General features: G+C 70.9%; 13 protein-coding genes. 4 read left to right on the forward strand and 9 right to left on the reverse strand.

The genetic code is table 11. The features are described 5' to 3' along the window. Positions 1 to 16 precede the first annotated feature (16 nt). The 8 genes from AOM00_RS03410 to AOM00_RS03445 form a co-directional block, all read right to left on the reverse strand. The gene (locus AOM00_RS03410; RefSeq protein WP_062316016.1) at positions 17 to 2,614 is read right to left on the reverse strand and encodes an alpha-L-rhamnosidase; all 2,598 of its coding nucleotides are present in this window, start codon (positions 2,612 to 2,614) and stop codon (positions 17 to 19) included. Beyond that, on the reverse strand, positions 2,611 to 3,522 hold the full coding sequence (locus AOM00_RS03415; protein ID WP_062316013.1) for a carbohydrate ABC transporter permease: 912 nt from the start codon (positions 3,520 to 3,522) through the stop codon (positions 2,611 to 2,613). Before AOM00_RS03415 ends, AOM00_RS03410 begins: the two co-directional genes overlap by 4 nt. A gap of 5 nt (positions 3,523 to 3,527) precedes the next feature. Beyond that, complete coding sequence (locus tag AOM00_RS03420; protein ID WP_062516452.1) at positions 3,528 to 4,412, reverse strand: carbohydrate ABC transporter permease; 885 nt, start codon at positions 4,410 to 4,412, stop codon at positions 3,528 to 3,530. A gap of 89 nt (positions 4,413 to 4,501) precedes the next feature. Further along, complete coding sequence (locus AOM00_RS03425) at positions 4,502 to 5,833, reverse strand: ABC transporter substrate-binding protein (RefSeq protein WP_228372999.1); 1,332 nt, start codon at positions 5,831 to 5,833, stop codon at positions 4,502 to 4,504. 326 nt (positions 5,834 to 6,159) lie between these two features. After that, positions 6,160 to 7,314: an acetyl-CoA C-acyltransferase gene (locus AOM00_RS03430; protein WP_062316010.1), complete on the reverse strand. Its 1,155-nt coding sequence runs from the start codon at positions 7,312 to 7,314 to the stop codon at positions 6,160 to 6,162. Beyond that, the gene (locus AOM00_RS03435; RefSeq protein WP_062316008.1) at positions 7,311 to 7,958 is read right to left on the reverse strand and encodes a 3-oxoacid CoA-transferase subunit B; all 648 of its coding nucleotides are present in this window, start codon (positions 7,956 to 7,958) and stop codon (positions 7,311 to 7,313) included. The genes AOM00_RS03430 and AOM00_RS03435 overlap by 4 nt, the downstream gene beginning before the upstream one ends. Position 7,959: 1 nt before the next feature. Continuing rightward, positions 7,960 to 8,655 (reverse strand): CoA transferase subunit A, encoded by a 696-nt coding sequence (locus AOM00_RS03440; protein WP_062516453.1) that lies wholly within the window; start codon positions 8,653 to 8,655, stop codon positions 7,960 to 7,962. Position 8,656: 1 nt separating this feature from the next. Next, positions 8,657 to 9,865, reverse strand: a complete 1,209-nt coding sequence (locus tag AOM00_RS03445) for an alpha/beta hydrolase family protein (protein ID WP_062316004.1) — start codon at positions 9,863 to 9,865, stop codon at positions 8,657 to 8,659. Positions 9,866 to 10,103: 238 nt separating this feature from the next. Between AOM00_RS03445 and AOM00_RS03450 the strand changes: the two genes are divergently transcribed. Continuing rightward, positions 10,104 to 11,120 carry a VOC family protein gene (locus tag AOM00_RS03450; RefSeq protein ID WP_062316003.1) on the forward strand — a complete coding sequence of 339 codons (1,017 nt, stop codon included), beginning with the start codon at positions 10,104 to 10,106 and terminating at the stop codon, positions 11,118 to 11,120. Between the two features lie 41 nt (positions 11,121 to 11,161). Here AOM00_RS03450 and AOM00_RS03455 read toward each other — a convergent pair whose 3' ends face one another. Further along, positions 11,162 to 12,088 (reverse strand): LysR family transcriptional regulator, encoded by a 927-nt coding sequence (locus AOM00_RS03455; RefSeq protein ID WP_062316002.1) that lies wholly within the window; start codon positions 12,086 to 12,088, stop codon positions 11,162 to 11,164. A 178-nt stretch (positions 12,089 to 12,266) separates the two neighbouring features. On the opposite strand from AOM00_RS03455, the gene AOM00_RS03460 reads away from it, so the two are divergent. The 3 genes from AOM00_RS03460 to AOM00_RS03470 are packed head-to-tail and all read left to right on the forward strand — an operon-like array spanning position 12,267 to position 15,369. Continuing rightward, on the forward strand, positions 12,267 to 13,241 hold the full coding sequence (locus tag AOM00_RS03460) for a cyclase family protein (RefSeq protein WP_062316929.1): 975 nt from the start codon (positions 12,267 to 12,269) through the stop codon (positions 13,239 to 13,241). Between the two features lie 23 nt (positions 13,242 to 13,264). Further along, positions 13,265 to 14,398, forward strand: a complete 1,134-nt coding sequence (locus AOM00_RS03465) for an FAD-dependent monooxygenase (RefSeq protein WP_062316000.1) — start codon at positions 13,265 to 13,267, stop codon at positions 14,396 to 14,398. Continuing rightward, a complete protein-coding gene (locus AOM00_RS03470; protein WP_062315999.1) occupies positions 14,395 to 15,369 on the forward strand; it encodes a fumarylacetoacetate hydrolase family protein in 975 nt (324 codons plus the stop codon). Before AOM00_RS03465 ends, AOM00_RS03470 begins: the two co-directional genes overlap by 4 nt. Positions 15,370 to 15,392 lie beyond the last annotated feature (23 nt).

Raw genomic sequence — 15,392 nt, forward strand, 5'->3', positions numbered from 1 at the left:
TATGGCCTCCCCGGTCTCAGTCGGCCCAGGACGGCGCGATGCCACCGGGGACGCCGGACGGGTGGGCGCAACGGCGCTCGTGCGACCCCGAGGCGACCCGCGCTGACGTGCCATCCGGGAGCTCGATGACGCCGGACACCCCGGTCGGGAGCTCGGCCTCGACCACCAGCTCGCCATCCTCGACGCGCCACCCGACCGCGATCGCGCCGAACGGGCTGACGTGACGGGCCCGCGCCCACGTCAGGCCTCCGCCGGGACGCGGCCGGATGAGCACCTCGCGGTAGCCGGGCGCGGCGGGCGCGAGGCCCGCGACCTGGCGGTGCATGAAGTCGACCACGGCGCCGAGCGCATAGTGGTTGAAGGACGTCATGTCGCCCGGGTTGATGGAGCCGTCGGGAAGCATCGAGTCCCACCGCTCCCAGATGGTGGTCGCCCCCATGCTCACCGTGTAGAGCCACGAGGGGCACTCGCGCTGCAGGAGCAGCCCGTACGCGTCCTCGAGGTGCCCGGTCGAGGCGAGCGCGTCGCAGATGATCGGCGTGCCCACGAACCCGGTCTGGATGCGGTGGCTACCGGCCCGCACGGCCTCGGCGAGGAGCCCGCCCGCGCGGAGGCGCTCGTCCTCGTCCCGGGCCAGGTCGAACTCGATGACCAGCGCGAGCCCGGTCGGGGCGTCGGCCAGCACCGACAGGTCGTCGATCCAGCGGCGCCGCATCCCGGCGAGCACGCGCGAGGCGAACGCCTCGTACGTGGCCTGCGCGGCATCGTCCCCGAGCAGCGCCGCGGTCGCGGCCACGATGCGCGCGGAGCGCACCGCGTACGCCGACGCCACCAGGTAGTGGTCGGTACGCGCATCCGCCGGGTCCTCGGGCGGGGCCGCGGGGTCGAGCCAGTCGCCCAGCTCCATGGATCCCTCGACCACGTCGTCCGCACCGATCCGCAGCGCGAGGTGGTCCACCCACGCGCGCATCGAGTCCCACTGGCGCGCGAGCACGCCCCGGTCGCCGCGCCGCTGGTACATGACCCACGGCACCACGGTGGCGGCGTCGCCCCAGGCCGCGGACGCGCCGCGCGGGAAGCCGCACTCGACCCACGGCACGAAGTTCGGCACCCAGCCGTCCTGGCCCTGCTCGGCGGCGACGTCGCGCAGCCAGGAGGTCAGCACGCCGTCGGCACCGTAGAGGAACTCGGCTGCCGGGGCGAACACCTGGATGTCGCCTGTCCACCCCATGCGCTCATCGCGCTGCGGGCAGTCCGTGGGCAGGTCCACGAAGTTGTCGCGCATGGACCACACCGTGTTCTCGTGAAGACGGTTGAGGTCCCGATTCGAGCACTCGAACCAGCCGCGCCTCTCCATGTCCGTGTGGAGGACCACCGCCTCGACTGCATCGGGCGCGAGCTCGCCCGGCCAGCCCTCGAGCTCCGCGTAGCGGAAGCCGTGGATGGTGAAGCGCGGCGACCAGGTCGCCGGCTCCCCCGCGCTGATGAACGTGTCGATCGACACGGCGCGGCGCAGCGGACGGGTGCCGAGCGCACCGTCCTCGAGCACCTCGGAATGGTGGAGCGACACGGCGTGCCCGGCGGGCGCGTCGACGCGGATGCGGAGCACGCCGGAGATGTTCTGACCCAGGTCGAGGCGGATGCGGCCGTCGGGGCGCCGCTCGACGCTCACGGGTGCGAGCGTTTCGATGGGCCGGACGGCCTCGTTGATGGCGGGCTCGAGCCGTCCCTCGATGGAGGCGACGGGTCGCAGCTCGGGCAGCGACCAGGCCGAGTCGTCGAAGCCGGGCATGTCCCAGCCCGTGGGCAGGAGGCGTGCATCGTACGTCTCGCCCTCGTACAGCCCGGCGGCTACCGCGGGTCCGGATGCGACGCGCCACGCGCCGCCGAGGGGGACGATGCGCGTCTTGCCGCTGCCGTCGGTCACCTCGAGCTGCGCGAGCAGCCCGACATGGCGCCCGAAGACGTCCCACAGGCCGCCGTCGAAGCCGATGTTGCCGCGGAACCAGCCGTCGGCGATCTCGGCACCGATGACGTTGTCGCCGGCACGCAGGGCGGCGGTGACGTCGTGGACACGGTGGCGCAGGCGGTGGCGGTAGCTGGTCCATCCCGGCGCCAGGTGCTCGTCGGAGACGGCCGCACCGTTGAGCGAGGTCACCGCGACGCCGTGCGAGGTGAGGTGGAGCCGCGCGGCGAGGGGGACCTCGTCGAGCGCGAACGCGGCGCGCAGCAGGTATGAGGGACGGAGCTCGTGCGCGGCCTCGGCGGAGGCGATTACGAGCGGCTCGGTCCAGTCCTCGGCGCGGTACAGCGCCCCCTCGATGCGCAAGGGTTCGGACCAGGCGGTCCACTCCCCTGCCACCAGCGCGCGGACCGCCACCGAGACCCGCTCACGGGACGCGAGCGGCGCGAAGGGCCAGGCGACCAGCACCTGCTCGGCGCCGTCGTGACGGTGCGTCGCGGTGTCGGCGCCACGCGAGATCCGCACCTCGGCCGCGTCCTGCGCTGCCTCGGCCGGGGCGTCCTCGACCCGCCAGGACAGGCGCGGTGCAGGGACGGCGACGCCGAGGGCGTCCGCGCGCAGCTCCGCGCGCACGCCGACGACGCGGCTCATCCCTTCACCGAGCCGGCCGTGAGGCCGGCCATGATCTTCTTGTTGAGGAACAGGTACAGGAGGAACGTGCCGAACACGCTCACCGAGATGCCCGCGAACAGGGGCCCGTAGTCGACCGCGCCGTACTGGCCCGTGAAGTTGAGCAGGCCCACCTGGATGGTGCGCAGGTCCGCCTTGGTGACGAACGTCAGCGCGATCAGGAGGTCGTTCCACAGGAAGAAGAACTGCACCAGGGCGACCGTGAAGATCGCGTTGCGCGTGAGCGGCACCGCGATCGACCAGAACATCCGGAAGATGTTCGCGCCGTCAATGGTCGCGGCCTCGAACACCTCGCGCGGGATGGAGCGCATGTAGGTGGCCAGCATGAACACCGTGAGCGGGAGCCCGATCGCGACGTACGTGATCACCAGCGGCCACATCGAGTTGGACAGCCCGGTCTTGAAGTACACCGTGAACAGCGGCAGCAGGATCATCTGAGCGGGCACCATGATGCCGGCGAGGAACATCAGCAGCACCGCGCCGCGGCCCTTCCACACCAGGATCTCGAGGGCGAACGCCGCGGCGACGCCGATGACGATGATGATGAGGAGCGAGGGGAACACCGCGACGACGGAGTTCCGGATGTACGTCCCGAGCCCGCCGTCGACGAAGGCGCTCACGTAGTTGTCGAGGTTCCACGAGCTCGGGAGCGACCAGAACGGCTCGGACAGAAACTCGTCCTTGCTCTTGAAGGAGCCGAGGAGGATCCACACCATCGGGTAGATCACGAGCAGCAGCAGGATGCCGACCCCGATGTGACCGGGCAGGCGGCGCAGCGACTTGAGGCGCGAGGCGCGGCGCGAGCGTGCCTGGGCGGCGGTCGAGGCGGAGGAGGCGGTCGGAGCCGACGGGGTGGTGGTGGTCGTCATGATGATCAGCCCTTCGTGACGTCGCGGCGCATCGAGCGGAAGATGAACACGGTGACCAGCAGGCACAGCAGCGTGAGCATCATCGCGATGGTGGAGCCGTAGCCGTACTCGCCGTAGGCGAAGGACGTCCGGAACATGTACAGCGTGAGCGGGGTGGTCGCGGAGCCTGGCCCGCCGTTGGTGAGGGCGACGATGGTGTCGAACACCTTCAATGTGCCGTTGATCGAGAAGATCACGGAGGACAGCAGCACCGGCAGGGACAGCGGGATGACGATGCGGCGCACCAGCGTGAGGCCGCTCGCGCCATCGATGCGACCCGACTCGAGCACCTCGGCGGGGATGTCCACCAGGCCGGCGTAGAGCAGCACGGCGTAGAAGCCCATGGACCGCCACAGATCCATGAGGATGATGATCCAGAACGCGCTGCTCGAGGCGCCCAGCCAGTCCACGCTCGAGCCGCCCAGCGCGGTGATGATCGTGTTGACCGGGCCGTCGGTGGGAGCGGCCTGGAAGAACTTGGAGAACATCAGCGCGACGGCGACCGTTGGCAGGACCACCGGGAAGAACAGCACGGTGCGCACCCACGAGGCCTTGTGGCGCAGGTAGAAGACGTAGAGCAGCGCGAGCCCGTAGCCGCAGCCGACCTGGAGGACCGTCAGCAGCACGGCGTAGCGGACCGTGAACCACAGCGCGTCGATCGCGGCCGGGTCCTGGAAGAAGTGGGTGTAGTTGTCGAGGCCGACGAACTCGAAGCCGGTGATGGCGTTGCCGTCGAGGGTGGTGTAGCCGATCGACCAGAAGATGGGCACGATCATCACCAGCGTGTAGACGAGCAGCGCCGGCGCGATCATGAGCAGGGCCGCGCGGCGGTCCTTGAACACGGAATCCACGGTGATTCTCCAGAGTGGGGGGCCGTCCCGGCCCGCCGGGACGTATCGCGACGGGCCGGGACGTAGGTGAGGGGTGGAGCGGGAGGGGGTCAGCCCTCGTTGGCGGCCTGGACCAGCGACATGAACTCCTCGCCGGACAGCTGACCGGAGGCGAGCGCGCCGCCATTGGTCTGGCTCACCGAGGTGCCCTGGGCCGAGAACTTCGCCTCGAACCACAGCACGGAGGAGGGAGCGTTCGCGATGGTGTCCTGCACCAGCGTGGTGAGCTCCGGCTGGTCGGCCGGGACCTCGGTGACCGCGAAGCCGGTGACCTGACCCGAGTCGGCGAGCGCGACGTCGCCGTAGTTCTCGACGATGCACTTGAGCCACGCGGCGGTGTCGTCACCGTACGTCGCGGACGAGAGCATCACGGGCACGCCCGCGTTCGCAGGGACCTCGTCGATCGAGCCGGCGCCGCCGGTGACCTCCGGGAACGGCATGAAGCCGATGTTGTCCGCACCGATCTGGTTCTGCTCCCGGTCGTTGAAGTTCGACACGGCCCACGAGCCCATGTAGAAGAACGCGCCGCCGCCGGTGAGGAACTGGTTCATCGCGGTGTCGTAGTCGACGGTGCCCGGGGAGGCGCCGAAGTAGCCGGCCGAGCCGAGCTCCGCGATCGCGTCGGCCGCGGCCACGTACTCGGGGTCGGTGAGGCTCGCCTCGCCGTCGGCGACCTTCTGCAGCGCGTCGGCGCCCAGGTCGCGGAAGATGTAGTCGCCGACCAGGCGGGTGACGGGCCAGCCCTCGCCGCCCGAGGCGACGAACGGCTGCACGCCGGCGGCGTCGAGCGTCCCGGCGGCCGTGACCAAGTCGTCCCACGTGGCGGGCACGTCGATGCCGTTGTCCTCGAGGAGCTGCTTGTTGTACCAGAAGCCCTCGATGTTGAACTCGGTGGGCAGCGCGTAGAGCGCGTCCGCGCCGTAGAGCGCCTCGATGGTCGACGCCGCGGCGGGCAGGACCTTGTCGGAGACGCCCAGCGTGTCGAGCTCGGTGGACAGGTCGACGACCTTGCCCGACGAGATAAAGTCCTGCATGAGGGCCGGCGTGCCCGGCGCCATCGAGATGCTCGCGAGAGCGTCCTGGCCCGCGAGCAGCTGGAGCTGCTGGTCCCAGGTGCTGCTGTCGATCGAGTCCTCCGAGAGCGTCGCTGCCTCGTTTTCCGCGGAGCAGGCCCCGGTCGACAGGGTAGTCAGGGTGGTGGCGATGGTGGTGTTCTGGATCTGGCCCAGGTAGGTGAACTCGCCCGAGCCGCCCGAGCCTTCGTCCGAACCGCTCGACGACGGCGACGACGAACCCGAGCATGCGGTCAGAACGATCGCACCTGCGCCCACCAGGGCGAACGCGGCAGCACCGCGGCGCCCACGAATGAGGGACTTCTTCACGATTCCTCCTTGAATCAGAAACGCCACTACTTTGAAGCGCTTCATTGGGGACCATAGGGCTCGCCATCAGGCCTGTCAACAGTGTCTGCGAGGCGAGTTCAGATGGACCGTCCACGGGCTCAACGAGTGCCGAAACCCCTGCTCTGACGCGCTTCCGCGACCGATCACAGCGGCTCTACCTGCAGTTTTGTGCGCTTCAATTCGCACGGCGATCCGGCGCCGGCGACCGCGCCTCGGGCATGACCGGAGGAGCCGTCCGCACACGGCACAGAGGACCGTTATTGAATCGATACAAAGCCGCCGCCTGCTGCGGGCAGGCGCCGCGGCTAGAGCGCCTCCACCACCACGGCGGACCCTTGACCGCCGCCGCCGCAGATGGCCGCGACGCCCAGCGCACCGGGGCCAAGGCCCGCCACGCTGCGCGCCGCGTGACCCACGAGCCGCGCGCCCGACGCGCCGATCGGATGCCCGAGCGCGATCGCACCCCCATGGGGGTTGACGATGCGGGGGTCCAGCCCGAGCCTCGTGGTCGAGGCGAGCGCGACGGCCGCGAAGGCCTCGCTCAGCTCCGCCGTCGCCAGCTCCGCGGCGGACCGCCCGGCCCTCGCGAGCGCCGCCTCGGCCGCCGCGGCCGGCTGGTGGTGAAGCGACACGTCCGGCCCCGCGACGAGGGCCCACGACAGGATCCTCGCGAGCGGCGACTCCACCAGTCCCTCACGCGCGAGCACGATCGCGGCCGCGCCGTCGGAGATCTGCGAGGCGTTGCCCGCGGTGATGGTGCCGCGACCACCGAAGGCGGGACGGAGGCGCGCGAGCGACTCGACCGTGGTCTCGGTGCGCAGGCCGTCGTCGGCGACGACCGCATCGTTCGCCCGCGGCGGGGTGAGCGGTGCGATCTCGCCCGCCTGGAACTCGAGGGAGGCCGCGAGGCGCCGATGCGACTCGGCTGCCCATGCGTCCTGCTCCTCGCGGGTGAGCGCGTAGCGCTCGGAGTGCTCCTCGGTGGACGCGCCCATCGCGCGGTGCTCGAAGGCGTCGGTGAGGCCGTCGTGGGCCATCGTGTCGAGCAGTTCGATCGCGCCGTAGCGAGCGCCTATCCGGGAGCCGACGTACGCGTGAGGCGCGAGCGTCATGGACTCCTGCCCGATCGCGAGCACGACCTCCGCCTCGCCTGCCGCAATGAGGCGCGCACCCTGGGCGACCGCTTCGGTGCCCGACAGGCACACCACGTTGAGCGTCGAGGCGGGCACCCGCATCGGCAACCCCGCGCCGACCGCGGCCTGGCGCGCGGGATTCTGCCCGGCGCCTCCCTGCAGGACCTGCCCCGCGACCACCCGGTCGACCCGGCCCGGTTCGATCCCCGCCCACTCGAGCGCGGCCGTGGCGGCATGCGCCCCGAGGGCGGTCGCGGGGATCCGAGCGAAGACGCCGCAGTACTTGACGAACGGCGTGCGGGCGTAGCCCGCGATGACCACGCTCACGCGACCTCCTCCACCTCGACGCGGACCGGCGCCCCCGTGGCAGCCGCGACCTGTGCGACAGTCACCCCCGGGGCGAGCCGTCGCAGCACGAGCCCGCGCTCGTCGACATCGAGGACGCACAGGTCGGTGACGATCCGATCCACCACGCGCACGCCTGTGAGGGGCAAGGTGCACGTCTCGACGATCTTGGGGTTGCCGTCCTTCGCGACGTGCTCGGTGAGCACCACCACGCGCTTGGTGCCCGCGACCAGGTCCATCGCGCCGCCCATGCCCTTGACCAGCTTCCCGGGGATGGTCCAGTTGGCCAGGTCGCCGGCCGCGGACACCTGCAGCGCGCCCAGGATCGCGGCGTCGACGTGCCCCCCGCGGATCATCGCGAAGGACGTCGCCGAGTCGAAGAAGCTGCCGCCGGGCAGCACCGTCACCGTCTGCTTGCCTGCGTTGATGAGGTCCGCGTCCTCGTCGCCCTCGTGGGGGAAGGGCCCCATGCCGAGCATGCCGTTCTCGCTCTGCAGCGTCACGGTGACCCCCGGCGGCAGGTGGTTGGCGACCAGCGTCGGGATCCCGATCCCGAGGTTCACGTACTGCCCGTCCCGCAGCTCCTCGGCGGCGACGGCCGCCATCTCCTCGCGCGTCCATGCCATGTCAGGCCTCCCTCACGGTGCGCTGCTCGATGTCCTTGACGCGCGGCGTGGAACGCACCAGGCGCTGCACGAAGATCCCCGGCGTCTCCACGGTGTCGTGGTCCAGCGGATGCGGGTCGACGTGCTCGGCCTCGACCAGCGTGACCCGGCCGCTCATGGCGGCGAGCGGGTTGAAGTTGCGCGCCGTGAAGCGGTAGCGCAGGTTCCCGGCCGTGTCCGCACGATGCGCCTTCACCAGGGCCACGTCGGCCACGATGCCCCGCTCGAGGACGTATTCGACGCCGTCGAACTGCGCCGTCGGCTTGCCCTCCGCGACCGGCGTCCCGACCCCGGTGCGGGTGTAGAAGCCCGCGATGCCGGCTCCGCCGGCGCGCATGCGCTCGGCGAGCGTGCCCTGGGGCGCGAACTCGACCTCGAGCGCGCCCGCCAGGTACTGCTCCGCGAACAGGCGGTTCTCCCCCACGTAGCTCGCGACCACCTTGCGCACCTGGCCGGCCTCGAGCAGGATGCCCAGCCCCTTGCCGTCGACGCCCATGTTGTTGCTCACGATGGTGAGGTCCCGCGCCCCCGACTCGCGCACCGCCTCGATGAGGTCCGTCGGGTTGCCCGAGAGCCCGAAGCCCCCGACCACAATGGTCTGCCCGTCGCTCACCACGTCTCGCACCGCGTCCGCGGCGCTGGGGTACAGCTTCCCCATGTCAGCCCCGCTGCGCGTCGACGGTCACGGCCGCGACCGCGAGCGCGTCGAGCTCGGGCACCGTCTCCGCGATCCAGTCGGCGATGAAAGCCGCGACGTACGCCATGTGGTCGATCGAGATGTGCTCGGTGCCGCCCTCGGGGTCCTCGAAGACCCTGAGCTCGCGCTTGGGGCTGTGCACCGCCTGCTCGAAGCTGCGGTGCGCCATGGCGACCGGGATCTGGCGGTCGTTGGCACCGTGGGTGATGAGGAACGGCACGGTGATGTGCTCGACCACCCCGTCGAGGTGCATCTCCTTGGTCTTCTTCATGAAGTCGTCCAGGTCCGCGGCGTCCCAGACCCAGAACACGTGCTTCCAGTAGTGCGGCACGGGGTTCTCCCCCTCGCGGTCCACGCGCCGGCGCTGCACGGCCGCCCAGTCGTGGTTGGCGCCCCACGCCACCACGAACCTGAGGCGCTTCTCGAACGCGGCGGCGCGGGGGGCGTAGTACCCGCCCAGCGACCAGCCGACGATGCCCGCCCGGGTGGCGTCCACATCGTCCCTGGGCTCGAGGTAGTCCACGCACGCGGCGGCCCACACCTCGGTGTCGTGCCGCGCGGTGAGCCCGCGCATGCGCAGCGCCTCGCCGGAGCCGGGGGTGTCGACCATGAGCGTCGAGATCCCGCGCCGCGCGAGCATCTGCGGGAACTGCGAGTAGTACATCATCTCCTTGGTCGAGTCGAGCCCGTTCCACTGGATGACCACCGGCGGCTTCTCCCCCGGCGCGAGCGCCGCCGGGTCCGCGTGGTAGAGGTAGCCGGGCAGGCTGGCGCCTTCGAACGGGATCTCGACCGTCTCGACGGGCGCGCCCGAGAGCTCGACGTGCCTCAGCAGGAGGTCGATCGACTTCTGGTATGCCGCGTTGCGCCCGTCCCACTCGGGCGACTGCAGGCGCTCGGCCTGCGACACGTAGAGGCTCGCGCGGTAGAGCTTGTCGCCGGCGCCGATGAGCCGTCCGCGCGCGACGTCCTGCTCGGCGGAGGCGATGAGGCGGTCCGCGACGGCCTCCCACGACGCGTAGAGGAGGTCGGTGCCCACGTCGTCGCCGTTGCGGGACGCCTCGAGCACGGGCTTGCAGGCCCGGTCCACCTCGTCGATGTAGCCGCCGCAGTTGAGCGAGGCCACTGCCGCCATGCTCCACACGTAGTTGGTCGGGAAGTACATGAACATGGGGGCTCCACCTCGCTCGCGCCGTTGCGGTCGGCTCCACCCTAGGAAGCCGCCGCGGCATCAGCACAGACGAAACTGCCGATGCCTGCTATCGGCAGCGCTGATAGTCCGCCAGTCGGCGTCACTATCGACGCGAGTGATGCGACGCATACCAATATCGGCATTCCCTGATAACCCGCGGCTGGCGATAGTGGGACGCGTGCCGGCAACGACGCCGGGCCAACCGAAAGGATCGACGATGATCTCGCTGCTGTCGCACCTGTCCTACGTCGCCGTGACCTCGCCGGACGTCGAGGCCTCCGTCAAGTTCTACGAGGAGCAGGTGGGCCTCACCGTCACCGACCGCATCGGAGAGGACGTCTACCTGCGGTGCTGGGGCGACTACTACCGCTACAGCGTGGTCGTGAGGCCCGGCCCCGAGCCGTCGCTGTCGACCATGGCGTGGCGCACGTCGAGCCCCGAGGCGCTCGAGGAGGCGGCCCGCCGCGTCCAGGAGGCCGGCATCGAGGGCCGCTGGATCGACGGCCACACCACCGGTCGCACCTTCGAGTTCGTCGGCCCGTGGGGCCACTCGATGACCCTCCACTGGGATGTCGAGCACTACCACGCGACCGGGAACCAGGCCTCGATCTACCCCGACCGGCCCCAGCGCCGCAGCCGCCACCTGGGCGCGCCCCGGCAGCTCGACCACGTCACCATCGCCACGAGCGACGTCGACGCGTTCGCCGCCTGGTACCGCGACGTGCTCGGCTTCCGCATCATGGCGCGCACGGTGCTCGACGAGGCCCCGATCTCGGTGTTCTCCGTCATCACCACCAACGAGAAGTCCCACGACCTCGGCGTGGTGCTGGACGGCTCCACCCGTGCGGGCCGTGTCAACCACTACGCGTTCTGGGTCGACACCCGCGAGGACCTGCTCCAGTGCGCCGACGTGCTCATGGAGAACGGCACGGACATCGAGTACGGTCCGTCGATCCACGGCATCGGCGAGCAGAACTTCCTCTACTTCCGCGAGCCCTCGGCCCTGCGCATCGAGGTCAACACGGGCGGCTACCGCAACTACGTACCGGACTGGGAGGTCCAGACCTGGACCCCATCGCTCGGCTCGAACAACTTCTACCGCAACAGCCAGATGCCGATGTCGATGACCGAGTCCTTCCCGCCCGCCGACGGCCCGTCCGCCACCGAGGAGGGCGTGCCCGACGAGATCAAGGAGCTCCTGTTCAACCCCTACGCCACGCACGGCCGGGGCTGACGCTCCTCCCCCTGTCCCGACGGCGGCGCCTACACATGGGCTCAGGCGCCGCCGTCGGGCACCCTCATGCCCGTCGCGACCTCGGCGAGCAGCGCCCGTAGCCACTGGTGCCCGGGGTCCGAGTCGTAGAGGCCGTTCCACCAGAACGCGTCCTTGATGGGGGCGATCGGCACGGGGAAGTCGAGGATCCGCAGCCCATGGAGGCTTCTGACCGCGAGCGCGAGGCGCTCCTGCAGCAGCCCGAGCCGCCGCGTGCCCGCGACCAGCGCGGGCAGGGTGGCGAAGCTCGGCGTCACCACCTCGACACGCGGCTCGATCCCGAGCGTCTGCATCTGGCGCACCGCCGGCGTGTACTGGGTGGTGCGGTTCATCGCGAGCACCCACGGCAGGCTCGCCAGGTCCTCGATCGCGAGGACGTCGCCGACCTCGTCGTTGTCCTCCCATGCCACCACGACCCAGCGGTCGTCGAGCAGGTCGAGGTAGCGCTCCGAGCCGATGAACCCGTGCGGGAGGATCATGCCGTCGCAGTCGCGCAGCGAGTCCGGCGCGGCCTCGAGGGTCTCCCGGGTCAGGGTCTCGAAGGTCAGCCGCGCCCGCGGTGCCGCGGCGGACACCGCCATGGAGATCTCGCGCCCTGCAATGCGGAACGCGTAGTCCGCGCCCAGGATGCGGAAGTCGCGGTCGCTCGTGGCCGGGTCGAACTCCGCCTGCGCGGAGAACAGGCGGTCCATCGTCTGGACCGCCGCCCACGTGCGCTCCCGCAGCGCCTGAGCGAGCGGGCTGAGCTCGTAGGTGTTGCCGTGACGCACCAGCAGCTCGTCGCCGAACAGCCGCCGGAGCTTCGCGAGCGAGGCCGACAGCGCGGGCTGGCTCAGGCTCAGACGCTCGGCCGCGCGCGACACGCTGCGCTCCTCGAGCAGCGCGTGCAGCGGCAGGAGCAGGTTCATGTCGAGGCTGCGAAGGTCCATGCGGCGACCATAGCGCCGTATCAGCTCCGCGAATAGTGCGCATCGCTGAATTCGTGTTTGCTGATGCGCCCGTCCACGCTTGACTAGGCCCTGGACGCGATGAGGCGTCCTAAGGAGCGACATGGGCGTCACATCCGCAGGCTTCGATCCTCGCGATCCGGAGGCCGCCATCGCCACGATGGCGCGCTTCGATCCTCGCGATCCGGAGGCCGCCATCGCGGCCATGGCGAGCGCCGTGAGCAACTGGGGTCGCTGGGGCGAGGACGATGCGGTGGGCACGCTCAACCTCATCGATGACGCGGCCCGCGCACGGGCCGCGGCGCTCGTCCGCACGGGCGCCTCGATCTCCCTGTCGCAGACCTTCGACATGAACGGACCTCAGCGCGGGTGGCGCCGTCGCACCAACCCCGTGCACACGATGCTCGACACGGGCACGGACGCCGAGCGCGGCCAACCGGGCTTCCCGCATGGCATCGGCGGCGCGGACGACGTGATCGCGATGCCGCTCCAGTGCTCCACGCAGTGGGACGGGCTCGGGCACATCTTCGACCACGGCATCGCCTGGAACGGCCGCCGGGCAGGCGAGGTGGTGACCTCCGCCGGCGACATCGTCACCGGCATCGAGCATGCGGCGGCACTGGTCACGGGCCGCGGCGTGCTGCTCGACCTGGGCCGCCACCTGCGCCCGGACAGCGGCGAGCTCGAGGACGGCTACGCGATCACCGCGAGCGACCTCGATGCCTGCATCGAGGCCCAGGGCGCCTCCAGCGAGGTGGGCTCAGGCGACATCGTCCTGGTCCGCACGGGGCAGCTGTCGCGCGCACGCCGCGAGGGCTGGGGCGACTACGCCGGCGGCCCGGCACCGGGCCTGTCCTTCGCGACCGCCACGTGGCTGCGCGACCGCGACATCGCGGCGATCGCGACCGACACCTGGGGCTTCGAGGTCCGTCCCAACGAGTTCGACGACGCGTTCCAGCCGCTACACCAGGTGGTGATCCCGCACATGGGCCTCACCATCGGCGAGATGTGGGACCTCGACGGCCTCGCCGTCGCATGCGCCGCATCGTCGTGCTACGAGTTCCTCCTCACCGCCGCGCCGCTGCCCATCACGGGCGCGGTCGGCTCCCCCGTCAACCCGATCGCCCTGCTGTAGCCCCGGAAGGAAGGAAGATCACCATGACCGCAACGACGCGTGTCGCCATCGCAGGAGGCGGGCTCGCCGCCACCGCGCTCGCCATCCAGCTCGCCCGCGCGGGCCTCGAGGTGGAGATGTTCGACAAGGCCGAGTGCGTGAGCGCGCTCGGCTCGGGCATCACGCTTCAGGGCAACGCACTGCGGGCCTTCGACCGGCTCGGGGTGTGGGAGCAGATCCAGGAGGCCGGGTACGCCTTCAACGGCCTCACGCTGCGGGCGCCTGGACCGGGCGCCGTGATCGTCGCCGACATGCCGGAGATCAGCATGGGCGGACCCGCCTTCCCCGCCGGGATGGGCATGTACCGCCCCGAACTCGCCCGCATCCTCACGGATGCGGCGCTCGATGCGGGTGCCCGCCTCCACCACGCGAGTGCGGTGACCGGCTGCACCAGCCGCGACACCGACGTCGACGTCGAGGTCAACGGCGAGCAGAGGGGCACGTACGACCTGCTGGTCGGGGCCGACGGGCTGCACTCGGCGGTCCGCTCCGCGATCGGGATCGACCTCCACCCGCGTCGCACCGGCATGGGGATCTGGCGCGCTTTCGTCCCGCGACCTGCGGAGGTGACCCACACGGAGCTGTACTACGGCGGCCCCATGTACATCGCCGGCTACACCCCCACCGGCGAGGACTCGATGTACGCGTTCCTGGTCGAGGACGCCAAGGAGCACGTGGACGTCACCGATGAGCAGGCGGTGGAGATCATGCGGGGGCAGTCGATGGCCTACGACGGCCCGTGGAACCACATCCGCGACAACCTGTCGACCGCGTCCCACGTCAACTACACGTGGTTCACCGAGCACGTGATCGACGGCGCTTGGAACCGCGGACGTGCCGTGTGCATCGGGGATGCGGCGCACTCGTGCCCGCCGACCATCGCGCAGGGCGCGGCGCAGGCGCTCGAGGACGCCGAGGTGCTGGGCGAGCTGGTCCTGCGCGGCGGTCGTATCGACCAGGCGATGTGGGACGAGTTCCACGAGCGCCGCGTCGAGCGCGCGACCATGGTGGTGCGCTCCTCGGTGCAGCTGGGCGACTGGCTCCTCGAGGGACGCCGTGACGCCGACGTGCCCGGGCTGGTCGCGAGCGTCGCGCAGCGGGTGAGCGTGCCCGCGTGAGGCTCGCCCGCTGGAGCCTGGAGGGCGCCGTCCACGACGGCGTCCTCCAGGACGATGCGGCGGTCCCGTTCGCCGGCGGCCGCACGGTAGCCGACGCTCTGGCGCTCGGGCTGGCGCACCTCGACGAGGTCGCCGCGTGGGCCGACACCGCCCGGACCGTTCCCCTGGACCAGGTCGAGCTGCTGGTGCCGCTGGAGGCGGCGAGCGTGCGCGACTTCGTCGCGTTCGAGGAGCACGTCGAGGGGGTGAGCGCCGCGATCGACGGCGCGAGCCACGTCCCCGACGAGTGGTACGCGGCGCCCACGTTCTACTTCACGAACCCGCACACGCTGCTCGCCGACCGCGCCGTGGTGACGCCGCCGCTGACCGCACGGCTCGACTTCGAACTCGAGGTCGCGGCGGTGGTCGGCGCCGTCGAGCGCTCCGACGGGCGCAACCTCTCCCCCGCTGCGGCTGCGCGCCACCTGTTCGGCTTCACCGTCATGAACGACTGGTCGGCGCGCGATGTGCAGGGCCGCGAGATGCAGGTGCGCCTGGGCCCATGCAAGGGCAAGGACTTCGGCACGTCGCTCGGCCCCTGGATCGTGACCGCGGACGAGCTTGCGCCGTATCTCGACGATGACGGCTTCCTCGACCTGGAGGTCGAGGCGTACGTCAACGACGTGCGGGTCGGGCACGACCTGCTGTCGAACATGGGCTGGCCCTTCGCGGAGCTGGCCGCCTACGCGTCCCGGGACTCGCGCATCGTCCCGGGCGATGTGCTCGGCTCAGGCACCGCCGGCAACGGCGGCTGCCTGGCCGAGCTCTGGGGCCGCTCCGGCGGCCTCCTGCCCGCGCCGCTGTCCGCGGGGGACGAGGTGGTCCTCCGCGTCCAGGGCATCGGTACCCTCCACGGCACGGTCGGCCTCGCCGCCGAACCCCCTGCCATCCCGCCCGCACGGGCACGCAGCCGCGCACGCACGCGCGTCTGAATCATCCATCTCACCCGGGAGAT

Source organism: Demequina gelatinilytica, from assembly GCF_000971115.1.
Classification (GTDB): domain Bacteria; phylum Actinomycetota; class Actinomycetes; order Actinomycetales; family Demequinaceae; genus Demequina; species Demequina gelatinilytica.

Bases quoted from the DNA above. Each gene is read 5' to 3' on its own strand.
- AOM00_RS03450 (WP_062316003.1), top strand. From the start codon at position 10,104: ATGATCTCGCTGCTGTCGCACCTGTCCTACGTCGCCGTGACCTCGCCG.
- AOM00_RS03455 (WP_062316002.1), bottom strand. From the start codon at position 12,088: ATGGACCTTCGCAGCCTCGACATGAACCTGCTCCTGCCGCTGCACGCG.
- AOM00_RS03435 (WP_062316008.1), bottom strand. From the start codon at position 7,958: ATGGCATGGACGCGCGAGGAGATGGCGGCCGTCGCCGCCGAGGAGCTG.
- AOM00_RS03410 (WP_062316016.1), bottom strand. From the start codon at position 2,614: ATGAGCCGCGTCGTCGGCGTGCGCGCGGAGCTGCGCGCGGACGCCCTC.
- AOM00_RS03465 (WP_062316000.1), top strand. From the start codon at position 13,265: ATGACCGCAACGACGCGTGTCGCCATCGCAGGAGGCGGGCTCGCCGCC.
- AOM00_RS03460 (WP_062316929.1), top strand. From the start codon at position 12,267: ATGGCGCGCTTCGATCCTCGCGATCCGGAGGCCGCCATCGCGGCCATG.
- AOM00_RS03445 (WP_062316004.1), bottom strand. From the start codon at position 9,865: ATGTTCATGTACTTCCCGACCAACTACGTGTGGAGCATGGCGGCAGTG.
- AOM00_RS03440 (WP_062516453.1), bottom strand. From the start codon at position 8,655: ATGGGGAAGCTGTACCCCAGCGCCGCGGACGCGGTGCGAGACGTGGTG.
- AOM00_RS03415 (WP_062316013.1), bottom strand. From the start codon at position 3,522: ATGACGACCACCACCACCCCGTCGGCTCCGACCGCCTCCTCCGCCTCG.